Annotated in this window: 14 protein-coding genes and 2 pseudogenes; 10 read left to right on the plus strand and 6 right to left on the minus strand. The window is 40.0% G+C overall.

The features are described from left to right. Positions 1-18: 18 nt before the first annotated feature. The 10 genes and pseudogenes from ABRT01_RS10590 to ABRT01_RS10635 all read left to right on the plus strand — a co-directional run. Positions 19-1,191 carry a glucose-1-phosphate adenylyltransferase gene (locus ABRT01_RS10590; protein ID WP_439649458.1) on the plus strand — a complete coding sequence of 391 codons (1,173 nt, stop codon included), beginning with the start codon at positions 19-21 and terminating at the stop codon, positions 1,189-1,191. Between the two features lie 33 nt (positions 1,192-1,224). Then, positions 1,225-2,331: a glucose-1-phosphate adenylyltransferase subunit GlgD gene (gene glgD / locus ABRT01_RS10595; RefSeq protein WP_269409453.1), complete on the plus strand. Its 1,107-nt coding sequence runs from the start codon at positions 1,225-1,227 to the stop codon at positions 2,329-2,331. Between the two features lie 44 nt (positions 2,332-2,375). Beyond that, complete coding sequence (gene glgA / locus ABRT01_RS10600) at positions 2,376-3,845, plus strand: glycogen synthase GlgA (protein WP_367747060.1); 1,470 nt, start codon at positions 2,376-2,378, stop codon at positions 3,843-3,845. Between the two features lie 54 nt (positions 3,846-3,899). Then, on the plus strand, positions 3,900-6,311 hold the full coding sequence (locus ABRT01_RS10605) for a glycogen/starch/alpha-glucan phosphorylase (protein WP_367747062.1): 2,412 nt from the start codon (positions 3,900-3,902) through the stop codon (positions 6,309-6,311). A gap of 324 nt (positions 6,312-6,635) precedes the next feature. Beyond that, the gene (locus ABRT01_RS10610) at positions 6,636-7,178 is read left to right on the plus strand and encodes a helix-turn-helix domain-containing protein (protein ID WP_367747064.1); all 543 of its coding nucleotides are present in this window, start codon (positions 6,636-6,638) and stop codon (positions 7,176-7,178) included. 31 nt (positions 7,179-7,209) lie between these two features. Next, positions 7,210-9,255: a hydantoinase/oxoprolinase family protein gene (locus tag ABRT01_RS10615; protein ID WP_367747066.1), complete on the plus strand. Its 2,046-nt coding sequence runs from the start codon at positions 7,210-7,212 to the stop codon at positions 9,253-9,255. Further along, positions 9,256-10,989, plus strand: a complete 1,734-nt coding sequence (locus ABRT01_RS10620; protein ID WP_367747068.1) for a hydantoinase B/oxoprolinase family protein — start codon at positions 9,256-9,258, stop codon at positions 10,987-10,989. A gap of 20 nt (positions 10,990-11,009) precedes the next feature. Continuing rightward, entirely contained in the window at positions 11,010-11,327 is a 318-nt protein-coding gene (locus ABRT01_RS10625; protein ID WP_367747070.1) for a cupin domain-containing protein, read from the plus strand. 147 nt (positions 11,328-11,474) lie between these two features. Further along, positions 11,475-12,822, plus strand: a pseudogene (locus ABRT01_RS10630) (purine-cytosine permease family protein). A gap of 194 nt (positions 12,823-13,016) precedes the next feature. After that, positions 13,017-13,155 (plus strand): annotated as a pseudogene (locus ABRT01_RS10635) (proline racemase); the annotation flags it as partial. Between the two features lie 358 nt (positions 13,156-13,513). On the opposite strand, the gene ABRT01_RS10640 reads toward ABRT01_RS10635, so the two are convergent. The 6 genes from ABRT01_RS10640 to ABRT01_RS10665 all read right to left on the minus strand — a co-directional run bounded on the left by ABRT01_RS10640 (position 13,514) and on the right by ABRT01_RS10665 (position 18,496). After that, positions 13,514-13,987: a purine-cytosine permease family protein gene (locus ABRT01_RS10640; protein WP_367747072.1), complete on the minus strand. Its 474-nt coding sequence runs from the start codon at positions 13,985-13,987 to the stop codon at positions 13,514-13,516. Positions 13,988-14,212: 225 nt separating this feature from the next. Further along, the gene (locus ABRT01_RS10645) at positions 14,213-15,673 is read right to left on the minus strand and encodes an alanine/glycine:cation symporter family protein (RefSeq protein ID WP_367747074.1); all 1,461 of its coding nucleotides are present in this window, start codon (positions 15,671-15,673) and stop codon (positions 14,213-14,215) included. A gap of 58 nt (positions 15,674-15,731) precedes the next feature. Continuing rightward, a complete protein-coding gene (locus tag ABRT01_RS10650; protein WP_367747076.1) occupies positions 15,732-15,854 on the minus strand; it encodes a hypothetical protein in 123 nt (40 codons plus the stop codon). Between the two features lie 833 nt (positions 15,855-16,687). Further along, positions 16,688-17,896: an NAD(P)/FAD-dependent oxidoreductase gene (locus ABRT01_RS10655; RefSeq protein WP_367747078.1), complete on the minus strand. Its 1,209-nt coding sequence runs from the start codon at positions 17,894-17,896 to the stop codon at positions 16,688-16,690. Continuing rightward, positions 17,889-18,227 carry a (2Fe-2S)-binding protein gene (locus ABRT01_RS10660; protein WP_367747081.1) on the minus strand — a complete coding sequence of 113 codons (339 nt, stop codon included), beginning with the start codon at positions 18,225-18,227 and terminating at the stop codon, positions 17,889-17,891. Before ABRT01_RS10660 ends, ABRT01_RS10655 begins: the two co-directional genes overlap by 8 nt. Next, complete coding sequence (locus ABRT01_RS10665; RefSeq protein WP_367747083.1) at positions 18,224-18,496, minus strand: (2Fe-2S)-binding protein; 273 nt, start codon at positions 18,494-18,496, stop codon at positions 18,224-18,226. Before ABRT01_RS10665 ends, ABRT01_RS10660 begins: the two co-directional genes overlap by 4 nt. Between the last annotated feature and the right edge of the window lie 8 nt (positions 18,497-18,504).

The raw sequence follows: 18,504 nt of genomic DNA on the forward strand, positions 1-18,504 counted from the left end.
TAAATCAGGAGGCGTCAAATTGTGAAAAACTGTGTTGGGATGCTACTTGCTGGTGGAGAGGGAAAACGCCTTGGTGCCTTAACCAAAAATCTGGCCAAACCGGCTGTTCCATTTGGAGGGAAATACCGGATTATTGATTTTACATTAAGTAACTGTGTCAATTCCGGCATGCAGCATGTCGGTGTGATGACACAATATTCTCCCCTCGAGTTAAACCGCCATATTGGTAACGGAGAGGCATGGGATTTGAATCGCATGGATGGTGCCATGACCGTGCTATCCCCTTATACAGAAAGGAATGGTGGGGACTGGTATAATGGAACTGCTGATGCCATTTATCAGAATACTCATTTTATTGATGAGCATGACCCGGAATATGTCCTGGTTATCTCTGGTGATCATATTTATCAAATGGACTATGGTCAACTTCTTGAACAGCATAAACGTACAGGGGCGGATGCAACCATTTCTGTCATGCCTGTTGCCTGGGAAGAAGCCTCAAGGTTTGGTATTTTGCACACATTGGATAATGGACGTATTTATGAATTTGCGGAAAAACCGGAACACCCCAAAAGTAATCTGGCATCGATGGGAATTTATATGTTCACATGGAAAGTATTGAAATCCTATCTGCAACAAGATGCCAATAACGAATACTCCAGTCATGATTTTGGCAAGGACATTATCCCGGCGATGTTGGGTGATGAATGCCATATGTATGCCTATCAATTTACGGGTTACTGGAAAGATGTCGGAACCGTTCAAAGTTACTGGGAAGCCAATATGGATCTGCTTGATGAAGATCTGCAACTTAGCTTAAATAATAAAAATCGCCGTGTCTATTCCAATGAGTCGAATATCCCGCCCGAGTATATCGATGAAACTGCGGAAGTGACTTATTCACTCATTAATTCCGGTTGCTGGATATGCGGTAAGGTTGACAGCTCCGTTTTATTTGAAAATGTGAAAATAGGCAAGGGTTCAAAGGTATGTCGATCGATTCTGCACCCAGGAGTTACAGTGGGGGAAAACGTTACACTGGAGCGCGTGATTGTCAAGGAAAACACGGAAATTCCGGCTGGTACACATATTTCTATCAGTGCCGATGAAGAGCCGCTCGTCATTGATCAACATTCACTTGAGCACATAGAAGCTACCTTGGAGAAAGATGAAGAAGAACTTTATTCATAATACACATATCAAAAACCCGGAGGAGGGCAACACATGGAAACGATGATGGGGCTTATCAATCTTGGTCATGAACACCACTTTTTTCACGAATTAACTTATTTCCGAAATGGAGCTACTATTCCATTTGCAGGAAAATATCGTTTGATCGACTTTCCGCTTTCCAACATGAGAAATTCGGATGTAGAGGAGATTGCTATTTTCGTTCCCAACAAATACCGTTCATTGATGGATCATCTTGGATCAGGTGGTGACTGGGGCGTGGGACGCAGACATGGTGGATTGTTTATCCTGCCGCCGGATTGGAATGATCCGTCTGATATTTCAAAAGGGGATTTGCGCTTTTTCCATAACAACCGAGATTATTTTGAACGTGGAAAATCATCCTATGTACTTGTCAGTGGCAGTCAGTTTATTACAAATACCGATTATCACGATGCATTTATCGCACATCTTCAAAGCGGGGCAGATGTGACATTAATTACAACTAACATAGAAGAACTGAATAAAGAACATGATTCCCGATTCCGAATTGAGGCTGATGCGGATGGCTGGGTTAAAGACCTTACAAATGACAAGCAAAATTCCAAGCTGTTTACCGGCGTTTATATTATTAATAAGGCATTGTTGCTGGAATTGACTGATCAATGCATTGCGCATCATAAGGATCACTTTTTTGTTCATGGGATTAAAGATAATCTGCAGGATTTGAAAGTGAAAACATTTGAAAATAAAGGATATGGTGCGTTTGTCGATTCGATTGAAAGTTTTTACCGGCACAACTTGAATCTGCTTCAGGCGGATAATTATCGGGCACTTTTTTATAAAAAACCATTTATTCGAACCAAAATTGGTAACGAACCACCTGCCAAATATCGTCAACATGCACAGGTGAAAAAGTCAATTGTCGCCAATGGCTGTGTAATTGAGGGCAATGTAGAGGGCAGTGTACTGTTCCGTGGTGTTTCAGTTACGGAAGGCGCAACCGTAAAAGACTCGATTATTATGCAACGCTGTACGATTGACTCGGGTGTTCATCTGGAAAATGTCATCCTTGATAAAGATGTACATGTGACAGCGAATCAGCAGTTGATCGGTTCCAAAGAAAAACCGTACGTAATCGCCAAAAATAGAGTGCTGTAACGGGATCGCAGCATGGTCAAAGTTAGCGCGAAGGAGTGAGACCAATGGAAAAAGTATTATTTATTGCTTCAGAATGTACGCCATTTGTAAAAACGGGAGGACTCGCAGATGTAGTTGGCTCACTGCCGCAAGCACTGCAAAAAAATGAACAGATGGAAGTACGTGTGATCCTTCCCCTGTACGATGAAATTGACAGCCAATGGCGGGAAAAGATGGTGTATGAAACCTCGGTTAATGTTACGTTTGGCTGGCGAAATCAAGAGGCACAAATCTATACGCTGAAAAACAGAAATATAGTGTATTACTTTTTGGCAAACGATTATTATTTTACGAGAAAAGGCATATACGGCTATTATGATGATGGAGAGAGATTTGTCTTTTTCAGCCATGCTGTTATCGAGGCCTTGAAACATCTGGAGTATGAGCCGGATATTCTGCACGCCCATGACTGGCAGGCCGCACCGGCTGTAGCACTGGCAAAAATCAAGCAGCCTGCAGCACATATGAAAACCGTTTTTACCATTCATAATATTAAATATCAGGGTATCATGCCACTTGATATTTATGGGGATTTTTTTGACTTGCCTCGTGAGCATATTGCCGGATTTGAGTGGAATGGTATGCTAAATTGCATGAAAAGCGGTCTGTTCCACGCAGATAAAATTACGACGGTAAGCCCAAGCTATGCAGAAGAAATCAAAGACCCTTACTTTGGGGAAGGACTGCATTCGCTGCTCCAGCAAAGAGCGGACGATTTAACTGGTGTAATTAATGGGATTGATACACGTGAATATAATCCACTGACAGATCCAAATATTTTAGTGAATTATCGATCCGCCAGAGCCAAAAAGCGGGAAAACAAAGTACTGCTCCAGGAAAAGCTTAGCCTGCCGATTGCCGGGGAAAAGCCGGTTTATACCATCATCACCAGGCTCGTCGAACAAAAGGGACTGCACTTACTTGAACATATACTGGATGAATTTCTGGAAGAAGACGTTCAGCTGATTATTCTTGGAACAGGAGATCCGGAATTTGAAGACTATTTTGCAGCTGCGGCCGACCGTCATCCGGATAAGTTGAAAACATTGCTTACCTTTGACGAAAGACTGGCAAGAAGATTGTATGCCAGTGCCGATTTCTTTATCATGCCATCCAAGTTTGAACCGTGCGGGCTTTCACAGCTTATATCCCTGCAGTATAAAACCGTGCCAATCGTCCGTGAAACCGGTGGATTGCGGGATACGATCCAGCCATTTAATGAAGTGACAGGGGAGGGAAATGGATTTAGTTTTTCCAATTACAATGCCCATGAGCTATTGGCTGTGCTTCGTTACAGTCTGGACATTTACCACAATCCGGAGCAATGGGAACAATTGTCTGGCAATGTCAACAAAAGCCAGTTCAGCTGGAAAGATTCCGCACATCATTATGCTAACCTTTATCACGTATTAACGGGCAGTAATACTTCACGTCAAGAATTTGAGGATGATTCGAGAATAAAAAGTGGGGGATAAACTGCTATTAAATTCCTGATTGGTAACATCCTCTTGAAGGAGTGGAAAACGTAAATGGAAATCACCGTAAAAGTATTTTCTGAAAAATTGCTGGATGAATTGAAAAAAGAAACCGAAAAAGATATATCTGAAGCAGAAGATAAAGAGATTTATGGTGCGATTACCAGGATTGTCAATGAAGAAATCATGCCACAATGGCGGGAAACAGAACAAAAATATGCGAAAAAGAAGTGTAAACAAGTATACTATTTATCGATGGAATTTCTCATCGGCAGTCTGCTCAAGAGTAACCTTCTCAACTGCGGACTGCTTGATACTGCGAATAAGGCGTTAGAGAATCTTGGACTCAATCCAGAACACATTTATGCCCTGGAACATGATGCTGGGCTTGGTAATGGAGGCCTGGGGCGGCTTGCAGCATGTTTCCTTGATTCATTGGCATCGCTTCATTACGGTGGTCACGGTTACGGCATCAGGTACCGTTTTGGTTTGTTCGAGCAGCGCATTATCCACGGCAATCAGGTCGAATTACCCGATAATTGGCTGAAAGATACATATCCGTGGGAAACCAGAAAAGCGAACGAAGCAGTTTGTATTCATTTCCGTGGTGACGTTCACATGTTTAAAAAACCGGACGGCAACTTGGAGTTTAAACATGAAAATACAGATCAGGTGCTGGCCGTTCCTTACGATATTCCGATTGTCGGCTATAAAAATGAGGTTATTAATACATTAAGGCTATGGAGTGCTGAGCCCGCAGTGGGTGAAACAGCGTATCTGGAGAATGAATATGATGAACTAGAACACCAGCATTCGATTGAGCAGATTTCCGGATTCCTGTACCCGGATGATTCACAATACGAAGGAAAGGAATTACGCCTGAAACAGCAATATTTCCTTGTCTCAGCCAGTTTGCAAAATATCATTCGGCATTACAAGGAAACAAACCGTCGATCACTTAAGTATTTGCCCGAAAAGGTTGCCATCCAAATCAATGATACCCATCCAACACTGGCCATCCCGGAATTGATGCGTATTCTGATGGATCAGGAAAACTTTAGCTGGGACAATGCTTGGAAGGTAACTACAAAAGTGATTGCCTACACAAATCATACAACCTTAAGTGAGGCATTCGAAACCTGGCCAGTGGATATGGTTCAAAGGCTGATGCCAAGAATTTATATGATTATTGAGGAAATAAATGAGCGGTTTTGTCAGGGAATCTGGTTTGATCATGAGGAATTGAGAGACAACATTCCGCAAATGGCAATTATCGCCGATGGACTGGTGCATATGGCCAGACTTGCCATTGTCGGCAGTTTCAGTGTCAACGGTGTGGCTTTCTTGCATACGGAAATTCTCAAAAACCAAGTAATGAAGGATTTTTATACGGTGTTTCCGGAACGTTTTAATAATAAAACAAATGGCATTACCCACAGACGCTGGCTATTGCAGGCAAATCCCAACTTGTCCGCATTGATTACCGAGACAATCGGATCCCATTGGGTTAAACGGCCGAAACAGTTGATTAGTTTACTTAAATATTCACGAGATAATATGTTTCTTGAAAAAGTGGATCAGGTCAAGCAGGAAAACAAACGTATGTTAACGCAGCTTATATATGAACGTACGGGCATTGCAGTAGATAAGGATTCAATTTTTGACGTGCATGTGAAGCGACTCCATGAATATAAACGGCAGACGCTGAAGGTTTTTCACATTCTTTATTTATATAATGAATTAAAAGCAAACCCGGACATGGATATTACCCCCAGGACATTTATTTTTGGTGCCAAGGCAGCACCGGGCTATTATCTGGCTAAAGAAGTTATCAAATTGATTAACAAAACTGCTACCATTGTTAATAATGATCCGGATATCAGGGATAAGCTGAAAGTTGTCTTTCTGGAGAATTACAATGTGAGTCTAGCCGAACGAATCATTCCGGCAACAGACATCAGCGAGCAAATTTCCACAGCCGGTAAAGAGGCGTCAGGAACGGGCAATATGAAGATGATGATGAATGGTGCACTAACAGTAGGAACACTGGATGGCGCGAATGTGGAAATAAAAAAGGCAGTCGGTGACAATAATATATTTATTTTTGGTCTGACCGCTGATGAGGTGCATAATTATTATGCACGTGGCGATTATCGTGCAATGGATTTATACAACAGTGATGAACGGATTAGAAAAATATTGGATCAGTTAAATCATGGATTCGGTTTTGAAGAAATGGAGTTTAAAGACATTTACTATAATATTCTTTATCATAATGATCCGTATTTTGTTTTGAAAGATTTTGAACCGTATTTGGAAATGCATGAATATGTGGAACAAGTTTACCGTGATCGATTCAAATGGCTGCATATGAGTCTGACCAATATCGCCTATTCCGGAAAATTCTCCAGCGATAGAACGATTCAAGAATATGCGGCGGAGATATGGAAGATTAAACAGGTATAATGGGAAAGCCCTGCTGGTTGAATTTGTGACCGGTGGGGCTTTTTTCTAAGTGTGTATCATGTGGCATTTCTTTAAGAGGATGTTCAATAACGAGAGAAAAATATAAGTACCTTGAATAGCTGCTGGCTGTTCAAGGTTTCTTTGGTTGGAATACATGGATTTGATTGGGAAGAGTATATTTATAAATTTTTTTAACAACAATAAAAAATTAATAAACATTTCTTTTAATTCTACAAAATTTGTGCTAGTATAATAACAAATGAAGTGGAGGTGTAAATATTCTAATTTCACTGTAATTCTAATTACATGAAAAGAATGTAAAAAATGGAAAATATTCACAAGAAAATCAAAAACCTCAGATTGGAAAATGAGATGACGCTGAAGGACTTGAGTGAACGAACTGGGCTTTCCGTTAGTTTCTTATCACAAATTGAACGGGGATCGTCATCACTTGCCATAACCTCTTTAAAAAAAATAGTTGACGCATTTAATATTCATATTACCTATTTTTTTGAAGAAATAGAAAATCATAATTATGCGTTGCACAAAGAAGAACAAAAACCATTTAAATTAGAGGGTTCTGATATCGTGCATGCTCGTCTGGCGGGGAAGTTTCCTGATCGTAAAATGGAACCGATGATGGTTACAATACCTCCGAATAAGCTGTATACAGAAAAATATAGTCATCCCGGAGAAGAATTTTATTATGTGGTAAAAGGTGTGGTCGTGTTTAAAGTTGACGAAAAAGAGTATATATTAAATTCCGGTGATTCCATTCATTTTCCATCAGAGAAAGAGCATGAATGGAAAAATCCAACGAATGAAGAGGTCGTATTAGTAAGCGTTTTAACACCGGTGATATTTTAGAAATTTTTTTTATAAGGAAGGGTGGAAAAAAATGAGAGTAGCAACAGATATTGGAGGAACATTTACAGATTTGGTATATGTGGACGATAACGGGCAAATTGAAGTTGCCAAGAGTCATACAACCCCGCCGAACTTTGAAAAGGGAGTTATTGATGTCATTGATAAAAGCAATATTGATAAAAAAGAAATCTTCACGTTTATTCATGGCACAACGGTTATTATCAATGCGTTAACGGAGAGAAAAGGAGCTAAAACAGGATTAATTACAACAAAAGGGTTTAGGGATGTTTTGGAAATAGCACGAGGTAATCGTCCCGATTTATTCAATATTCGCTATAAGAAGCCTGAACCTTTTATTGAGCGACACTTAAGAAAAGAAGTCAACGAGCGGCTTAATTATAAGGGTGAAGTTCTAACGCCTTTAGATGATGAACAAATTAAAGAGATCGTTGAGTACTTTAAGAAGGAAAAAGTTGAAGCGATTGCAGTGGCTTATTTACATTCATATGTGAATCCTGATCACGAGAAACAAACCGTGCAAATAATTAAAGAACTATGGCCGGAAGTTGCGGTGTCTGCTTCCTATGAAGTAACGAAAGAATGGCGCGAATATGAAAGAACGAATACAGCTGCGTTAAATGCATATGTACAACCAGCAGCCGCCACATACGTTAATAAACTTTATAATGAATTGACCAAATTTAATACAAATAGTAATAATTTTATTATGCAATCAAATGGTGGCACGACAACATTTGAGGAATCTAAAAAAGTACCAATTAATATGGTGGAATCTGGACCCGTTGCTGGAATTTATGGTGCCGCTGTACTAGGGGAACTGATAAATGAGAAAAATATTATCGCATTTGATATAGGTGGTACAACAGCCAAATGTTCACTTATTGAAAATGGTGAGGTAAAGGTATCAACGGATTATTATATTGAACGAAATGATCGAAATGCCGGATATCCTATTAAAACACCTGTAGTAGATATTGTTGAGATAGGAAACGGCGGTGGGTCGATTGCCTGGTTGGATGAAGCAGGGTCCTTAAAGGTTGGTCCCGAGTCAGCTGGAGCTGTTCCTGGTCCGGTATCCTATGGTCTGGGTGGAACAGAACCTACGACAACAGATGCTAATTTATTAACAGGCAGGCTTTCGGCAAAAAATTTTGATTATGACGTAGATTTAAATTTGGTTAAAGACGTTATTCAAGATAAAATTGCCAACTATTTTGAAATGACTGCTGAAGAAGCGGCTCTTGGTATTATAAGAATAGCAAACTCCAATATGTTGAATGCTTTAAAATTGATCTCCATCAGAAAAGGCCACAATCCGCAAGATTTCACTTTAGTTGCATTTGGTGGTGGTGGATCCATGCATGCTCCTGCACTTGCGAAAGAATTAGGTATGAAGAAGGTTGTTATTCCAATCGCATCACCAGTATTCTCGGCTTGGGGCATGTTAATGAGTGACCTTCGTCATGATTATATCAAAACATATATCAAGCGAATGAATGATTTGGATCAAAACGAAATAATGGCTCAGTGGGAGACAATTGAGAGTGAGGCATATGAGCAATTTGCCAATGAAGGTATTAAGCAAGACGATGTTGTATTTAATCGTTTTGCTGATATGCGTTACCTTGGACAAGAGCATACAGTAAAAGTACCTGTTCCAGCTGGTAATTGGACCAACGAGCAAATGCATACAGTCGTTCAAACATTTCATCAGCTTCATGAACAAAATTATACATTTAGATTGGAAGATACAGAAACCGAAATCGTAAATATACACGTCACTGCTTTCGGCAAAGTGCATAAACCGATTATTCAAAAATTGGAAAGTAATGTAACACTTGAAGATGCGAAAATTGAAACTAGAAATGTATACTTTGAAGATCCAAAAGGCTGGATGCAAACGGATGTTTATAAACGCGAATTGTTACCTGTTAATGAACCGATTCATGGACCAGCAATTGTTGAGGAAAAAGCAGCAGTTACCGTTATTTATCAAGGGCAAACATTGATGGTGGATGACTATGGTAACTTAATAATCGAAACGGGGGCGAGATAAATGTTGTTAAATGAAACAAAAGTCGATCCATTTACATTGGAAATTGTAAAAGACTCGTTGCTTGCTACTGGAGATGAAATGTTTATTGCTTTGGCGAAAACTTCGATGAGTCCAATCATATATGAAGTATTGGATTATGCAAGTGGGTTAACAGACGCAAAGGGACAATTGTTGACACAAGGTAATGGTGTTACAGGGTTTATCGGGATGTTATCTTTTATGGTTAAACAAACCTTAAAAAAATATGGTGAGAAAGGTGAATTGAAGCCGGGAGATATCATTGTGATCAATGATCCATATGGCGGTGGAGGTTCCCACCTGTCAGATGTTGGTTTAGTTATGCCGATATTTTATCAGGGTGACCTGATCGCTTTTTCTGCAAATAAAGCACACTGGACAGAAGTAGGCGGGAAAGATCCAGGTTCGTTCACCAATGATTCAAGGGATATTTTTCAGGAAGGTTTGCAATTCCCGTCGATCAAATTATTTGATGGGGGTCAACTAAATCAAGGGCTTGTCGAAATTATTCAGGCAAATGTTCGCTTTCCAGATTTGTCACTTGGTGATATGTGGGCACAGGTTGCTGCGTTAAAAACGGGTGAACGACGGGTAAAGGAAATCTGTGACAAGTATGGAAAAGAAACGGTTCTTGCAGCCATTGATAACCAATTGGACCATGGCGAAACGATATCAAGGCAGGAGCTTAAAAAATTACCAAAGGGAACATTTACTGCGGAAGGTTTTGTCGAAACAGACGGGATTGGCAATGGTCCCTTTCCTATCCAAGTGAAAGTAACGATAACGGATGAAGAATTCATTTGTGATTTTAGGGGAAGCAGTCCACAGGTTCCAGGCCCTGTTAATTGTTCTTTTACTGGTCTGGCATCTGCGGTTCGAACCATTTTTCTTGCCATTACCAACCCGGACCAAAATGTAAATGACGGTGTATTTAGACCATTAAAAATCATTGTCGATGAAGGATCCATTATGTCGGCTAAACGACCTGCTCCAACATCAAATTATTTTGAAACGATGTTAGGATGCACGGATTTAATTTGGAAGTCTTTGGCGCCACACATTCCGCATAGGCTTGCTGCAGCACATTTGTTATCTGTTTGTTCTGTGACCTTGTCCGGGTCGCATCAGGATACGAATGAACCATTTCTGATTGTAGAACCATCTGTTGGCGGCTGGGGTGGAGCTGACGGTCAAGATGGAGCAAGTGGTCAGTTCTGTGTATTAGACGGGGAAACCTACAATGTACCAGTAGAGGTAGCAGAAACTCGATATGGTGTTATGCTTGATGAGTACAGTCTGCGGATCGATGGCACTGGTGCCGGTGAATATATCGGTGGAAAGGGTGTTATTCGATCATATCGGGCGATGTCGGACGATCAAGAAGCTACGATCACCTATGGACGTAATCAATATCGCTTATGGGGAACAGGTGGCGGTTTAGACGGATCTGTAAACGAATTTTATATTCATAAGGGTAATGGGGAAGTAGATGGTCCTTATGGTGTCTACCCTCGCTATAAATTGCAAAAAAATGATGTGCTGAAATTAATGACTGCTACTGGTGGCGGGTATGGCGACCCACTAAAAAGGCCAGCCGAACAAGTTGCAAGAGATGTCAAAAATGAATACTTCACAGTAGAAGAAGCAAGAACATTGTTTGGTGTAGAAGTAGACCCAACAACGTTTGCTTACCAAGAACTAGACGTAAGAAAGTAAACAGAAGAAGGGGATATGGTATGGAAGTCAAGGAACAAGGTTTTTCCGGTCAAGGTTTACGGACATTATTTGAAGAGAAAACAGATGCTGTTGGTGTACAATTTAGTACGGTGACCATTCTGCCCGGTGAACGAGTACCAAAGGAAGGTTTATCTAAACATGAAGAAAATGAATACTCCATTATTATAAAAGGTAAAATGGAGGGAGAAAGCGGAGGAAAACCGTTTCAAGTTTCAAAATCAAATGCAACGTTTATACCAGCAGGAGAGGAGCACTGGACAATCAATTCCGGGGAGGAACCTTGTGAGATTGTTTGCGTGCTTGTGAAGGAAAAATAATTTGAGATAAGTAGTGGAAAAGATATCTTTTTCACTACTTAATCCTGCAATTATTTGAATCTTCATTAATATAAGAAAAGAGTATTAATAGAAAATGACAGTCAAGATGAACTCCAAGATAAGAATAACATAAAGGAGTCGGTGAAGATGAATGACAAAAAGGCAAATAGTATGGAAAATGATCAGGTACTTCAGGCTGTTCCGATTAATCAACGGCAACATTGGTTAACACCGGCAATGATTTTTGGTGGTTTAGAATTTACGATCCCTGTTTTAATGGTTGGGGCCACATTAGCGGGTAGCTATGGTCTAAGTGAGATTTTTTTTTATCCTTATCCTGTCTCTTTTAGTGATCCAATGGGTTGGAAATGCATTACAAGGGTATATCGGAGCGAAAACAGGACGCTCATCATCGGTTATTGCCAGAACAAGTTTTGGGTCGGTACAAGCCCGGTTTATCGTTGGTTTAACAATTTTTGTTGTTTCCCTTGGCTGGTGGGCTGTGCAGACATCTGTTGCTGGGAATGCGATTTCAGCAATGTTCGGTGTTGATTATACAACACAATGGGGACTATGGGCATTTATTACAGTTATAGCAGGATTGCTTTTTGCGATCCCATCTATTATTGGGTATAGTTCGATGAAATGGACCGATTATATTGCAGTTCCGGCTGGCTTGCTTTTAATTGGAGGCGGAATCTATTATGCATTAAAAAACACAGGATGGGAGACACTTTCGCATTGGAATCCAGAACCAACGATTGGTATTTTAGCAGCTATTAGCCTTGTTATCGGTGCAAATGTTTCACAATGGGTGATTGCTTCTGACTACACTCGCTACGCTAAACCAACTATTAAGGACAACATTCTGGCCCCTACTGGTATTGTTGTAGTGGGTTTTCCGTTATTTATCGTTGGGGCAGTCATGTCTGTTGGCGTAGGAGATGCAGATATTGTCAATGTTATGATGAACTTAGGGTTTCCAGTATGGGGATTTTTAATTTTATGGTTTGCAACATGGACAAGTCAGCTAGTTAACAATTATAGTATGGGTCTGGCGCTTGCCAATATGTTAAATGTCAATTCGAATAAAGGAAGAGCACTACTTACATTAGGTGGCACGATTATTGCCATTATCATTTCGTTAGCAGGTATACTTGATTATTTTATGGACTTTTTATACCTGACCGCCTTGGTATACCCAGCAATAGCCGGCGTTATGATGGCTGATTTCTTCTTTATTCGAAAACGTATCTGGATAGATAATCGTGGCTGGAATTGGATGGCGACAATAGCTTTAGTTTTCGGAACGGTATTGGGATATATCACGCAATATGTAACAACCTTTGGAATACCTGCAGTACAATCTTTAATTGCTTCTGCGATTGTATATTTTCTTGCGATGAAAATAAAAGCCAAGGTAGCGCCTGATCAATTTACGGAGACTAGGTCAGGGAAAACCGCAGTTGGTGAGGTGGAAATGAAGGTTAATTAAAAATTCTATTAATGAGTATAAACCCGTTCACTTTTTGATTTGTTCAGCCACTGTCCATTGATGAAGGGTTGAATGTCCTCGTGTCGCATCGACAAAAACTAATGCCAGCTCCAGCTGCTAATGCTGACTTTGCTTTATTGTTTATGCGCAATGAGGACTGGATTACGATGTGCTACAGGATTAGGGGATGGATGAAAATTAAGGAGTATATTGAGGCTAATTTGAAAGTAGTACATCCGCTGCAAACAGATCTAAGATATATACGTGGTCATATTTTCTGATGAACCTGTCAATGAAAATGCAACATTAAGAAATGTGACGATTTTCGCGGACAGATAGAGATCGTTCACCATTTACCGGTTTTCATCATTTTGTAGTGGGTTCAAGGGATACGGTTCCGGAGGGTATCAAATAGTTTTCCCCAAGAAAGTTAAAAAAACTCTTGGGGAAATTAAATATTGTAATACATCCATTATTCAATTTATTTAAGCAATACCTCTAGTATTAAACATTAGACTTTAACCTACTAAACCTTTTTTTGCATATTCTGTGTTTGTGAAATGATCCGGCTTGAGGCGGGCTTTAACCTTCATAACTAGCAAATAAACGACACCGGAGATAATTAAAGATTGAAGTGCCGGAATCCCAAATTGGATAACATATTCAGTTAAATATCCAACCAGTGATCCTGCTAATATCGCAATCGTTGCAATCCAATTCCAACCTTTGTTATTAGCCCATTTCTGTTTTCGAATAAAGAAGAAATCAACAAACATGACTGCAGCAATGGATAAATGACGGACATGATGGCTAGAAAATCTATGAAATAATCTAAAATACCACCAATTGCTAGCACAACCCCTATAATAGATCCAGTTACCGTCAGTAATGCTCTACCTTTAGAAGTATTGACATTTAACATATTGGATGCCGCTAGACCGATTGAATAACTTGCCACAATTTGACTAGTCCAAAGTGCTATCCATAAAATAAGAAAGCCCCAGAACGTAAAACCTAGATCTTGCATAACAGCAACTATATCGGGATTTCCTACTCCTACTGACATGACTGCACCGGTTAGGAAAAAGAGCATCCCGATTGCAACAATGGCTAGTGGGATTAAAGATTGGTCTTTAACAGTTGGTTTCGAATAACGGCGTTGCATTTGGTCATATGGTCTATTTAATTGGTATCGTTATCGGAATAATTGTTCTTAAAAATATAACGATTATGGCTGCGGAAGTCATTATGGGCGATGCAATAGTTCTTAAATTAGATTATTAATTGGAAAAGGATGGCATGAAATAATCCCCGCCTTTAGTAAAAATTATAGGCGGGGGATATTTCATGCTTGCTGGTTACAAAATTTGTAATTCACTGGACAAGTGGATTAGCTCACATTATTATTTGAAGTACTTTCTTTTAATTTCTCCTCCCAGAAATCAGCACCTTTAATTCCGAGTTTAAGAGGATCAAAGACTGGGTCTAGGCTTGCTTTCTTCTGTGTTTCGTAGTCTTTAAATACTTTTAATGCTGTTTTTGTTAAAAATAGGACGGCCACTAAGTTAAGCCAGGCCATGCTTCCAAAACCTAAGTCACCAAGTGCCCATAATAGGGATGCGTTCTTCACACATCCAAAATAAATCATTCCTAGGAAAATAACCATTAAAGCATTTTTCATCCATTTAAACTTTTTATTTCTATCAAGGTAGACAAGGGTGGTTTCAGAGATATAATAATAGGCCATCAGGGTTGTGAAGGCAAAGAAGAATATCGCAATAGCAACGAATAATCCGCCGAATCCGGATACAACACTTTCAACTGCTGCTTGTGTCCACATAGGACCGGCTTCAACGCCTGGGATTTTGTCAACAATGGGTTGCTGTCCTTCTGGTGTAACGTTATACATACCTGTAATTAGAATCATTAGAGCTGTTGCTGTACAAACAACAAGCGTGTCAATATAAACTGAAAATCCTTGGACAAGACCTTGCTTTGCCGGATGGGAAACTTCTGCTGCGGCTGAACTATAGGTTCCTTCACCAACACCAGCAACGTTAGAGAACACAGCTCTCTTAACTCCCCAGGCAATAGCTGCGCCGACAATTCCGCCAAAAATCTCATTTGCACCAAAAGCACTTGAGATAATGAGCCACAGCATCCCTGGAATTTCTGAAGCATTAGCAAATAAAAGGATAAAAGTAACAATCACATATCCTAGTGCCATAAATGGAACTACCTTTTCTGCCACAGTAGCTATTCGTTTTACCCCGCCAAAAATAATGATTCCAAGTAAAGCGACTAGAATAATTCCAGTAATGTTTCTATTGATCCCCAACGTATTCTCAAATCCAACTGCAATGGTGTTTGACTGAATACCTGGAACTAGTATCCCGTAGCAAATAGTAACAACGATAGCGACAAGCACTGCAAACCACTTAAGATTTAACCCTTTTTCAATAAAATAAGGTGTCCCGCCTCGGTATTGATTTCCATCCTTAATTTTATAGACCTGGGCAAGTGTTGATTCAAAAAAGGCACTTGCGCCTCCTAATAAAGCCATAACCCACATCCAAAAAACGGCTCCAGGACCTCCGAATGCAATAGCGGTTGCAACACCGGCAATATTTCCAATACCAACACGTCCTGCTAAAGCCATACAAAATGCTTGGAAAGAAGATACACCCGAATCCGTATTTTCCTTATTAAAAAGAAGTTTGATCATTTCCTTAAAATATCTAATTTGTACAAAGCGTGTTATAATCGAAAAAAACAATCCAGCTCCAAGTGCAAAAAACACCAATCCAAGACTCCAAACCTTCGATACCGCCCAATTTACTATTTCTTCCATTTTTGTTATACCTCCCTATATATACTAACGTTTTCGTTGTTTATCTGAGAGTTTCATTTTATTTATGATGTATCAACAACTTTTTAAATGGTATAGAAACAAAATTTAATTCAGTATAAGCATCAGCAAAACTATTAATTGGTACGCTAAAACAGATTGCTGCAACTTTAGTAATTTCCATTTTCACCCTCCTAATAATTGGTATAGACTCTCGCGTTCATCGAGTTAGACGAGCGATCGATTCATCACCCCATCCATTTAACTTTCCTCTTACATTGTAGAGGGAATTTTTACCTTAACAATAAAGCGTCGTTTGAATATTGTCGTAAAAAATAATCCGAAGTCTCTTGTCTTTTCAATAACACGCCAAATAATCGCAACGAAGGAGATTTTCCATTAACCATGATTGAGGGTAGCTTTGGAATTCCAAGGAACTATACATACCCTTATATAATTAGGTTAATCTTTGACTCTAGTATGAAATAAATTGCCTCCTTTAAATGATTTCGCTTTCATATTTAAGAATAACCACCTGAATACCAAACAAAGTTCAAATCACTATTTGTAACATATGCAATAACTGTGCCAAACAAAAAGTCTTATATAAAAAAACAGCATATGGGTCAATTAAATTTATTATGAAAGTACTTAAAAGGAAAACAGACGAATACAGTGTAAAAGAATTTTAAAAGATTTGCTTAAGTGTATAATATTTTGGGATCTAGATTGGTTATTTGAAATTATAGTTTGAAAAACAGAAAGACGGGTTTTCATATAACTTTTGTTTAAAATCTAGGTGCGAAATATCAGGAGACCAAGTAAACACACATTGAACCGCCAAATATAGTTGATCGTTCATATTTCCTACAAAGAGTGATAGAATTGGCGGCGACCTGGTAGAGGCGGCTGTTGAACATGCTTTTTAAGCAAAAAAAGCCAGCAGTATCTTTTGGTTTTACTACTGGCTAATTATTTATTCAAATTGCAAGGAGTATCAGATGATCGGATTGTTTTTTATACATAGATAACCTGCTTAGCCCATTCTTCCTCCATTATTCTTCTTCCTTTCTTAACCTCAGGATGAAATTGAATATGGGCTTGATCCCTTGTCTGTTCAATTGCTTTGACAGCATCTTCCATTTCCTGATCTATCACTGTTACACCTGCATGTTTTGCCATGGATAATCCCGCTGTTACACCCTGTGCAGCGGCAACTTTTGCTCCTTCAATCCCGGTAATATTTCCGGCAACATATAATCCATCAAGGGTGGTTTCCATCCGTTCGTTATGTAATGGAACATAACCGCCCAGTTCATCAACCAGATAAAATGGACACCCTGCAACTGCGGCCAGTTCAGCAAGCGGGTAAAGCCCACCTGCAATACAAACAAAATCAGCTTCCACTTGCTCTTCGCTACCAGCAACTACTCCACCATTTGTATTAACGGTTGCCAGGGTGACACCTTCAACTTGTTTGTCACCATGTATTTCAATAACCGCTTTTCTAAGTTGAATGGGGATATCCCACATCTTCATCCCTTTTTTAGGGTAGAAAGTAATGCCAAGTTTTTTCATAAAATCGGCCTTCATCAATTTGCTTCCAAACCTTACAAGTGGGGAGGGAGCCATATGCAAGACATGCAGTAACGAATCTAATACCTCTCTTGGCTGTCCTGCATCATTAGTAATTCGATTCATGCTTGGTAATGCCAGACAGGCCACATCAATTCCAGCTAATTGCAGCTCCATTGCAATTGCAGCGGAAAGAACATTGACCCCAATAATAACACCTCGCTTGCCAGGTTTGACCCGATGGACGTTGGTCATAACCTGGGCTGCTCCAACCGACATTACACCAGGTAATGTCCAACCCGAAATGGGGACCGGAGACTCAGCGGCACCAGTTGCCAATAGCAGATTAGTTGTCTGCAACGTTTCTTTTTCTGTATAGACCAACCATGATGAAGCCAAATTTTCGATATTGTTGACTGATGTATGCAGTCGTAACTCGATATTGAGATCCAAAGCTTGCTGATGGAGGCGTTTGGATTCTTCCCAACCATTCCACCAGTTACCATCTGGTTCTTCATACAATTGCCCAAGCAACCTTCCGCCAGGGATCATGTATTCATCGATAACCAATACTTCTAATCCTTTTTTGGCACAAGTTATTGCTGCCGATAGTCCCGCGGGTCCAGCCCCAATGATTAGTACGTCATGCATTTCCGCGCCCCCATTCCTTTACAGGTGACGGCAGTTGTCCGCCGCTTTCAACAATCATTCCTTCTTTTAGTGGTGTCAGACAGGCGCGGACACCTTGTTCGCCATCCACCGTTACCCGACATTCGAAACAATGGCCAATATTGCAATAGATCCCTCTAGGTGAGCCGCTTTCCTCATGATGTCGCAATGTTCGGATTCCGTTGGCTAGTAGTGCAGCCGCAATAGATTCATTCTCAAACCCTTGATAGACAGTATGATTAAAGGTAAATGAAACCTGTTTTCTTTCCGATAAATTTTCTAATATTGGATGGTTAGTTATTCGCTCACTCATGATTCACCTCTCCCTAGTTGCCCAAAATGGATTGGTCGGATTGGTGGTTGATATTTTAAAGATATCTGTTGATTATTCCGCTCACCGGTTAACGATTTAGTGATTTGATCGACCATACATCGGCATGTTCTTCCGCCACAATAACCCATCCCGGCTCTGGTACGAAGCTTGAGTTCTCTTGCTGTGCAATTATATTTTTGCGCAACTTTAACCAATGTTTCATAGGTTACTTCCTCACATCGGCACACCATCATTTCTGTTCGTTTCAATCTGCTTC

This window comes from Lentibacillus sp. L22 (assembly GCF_040812445.1).
Classification (GTDB): Bacteria; Bacillota; Bacilli; order Bacillales; family Amphibacillaceae; genus Lentibacillus_C; species Lentibacillus_C daqui.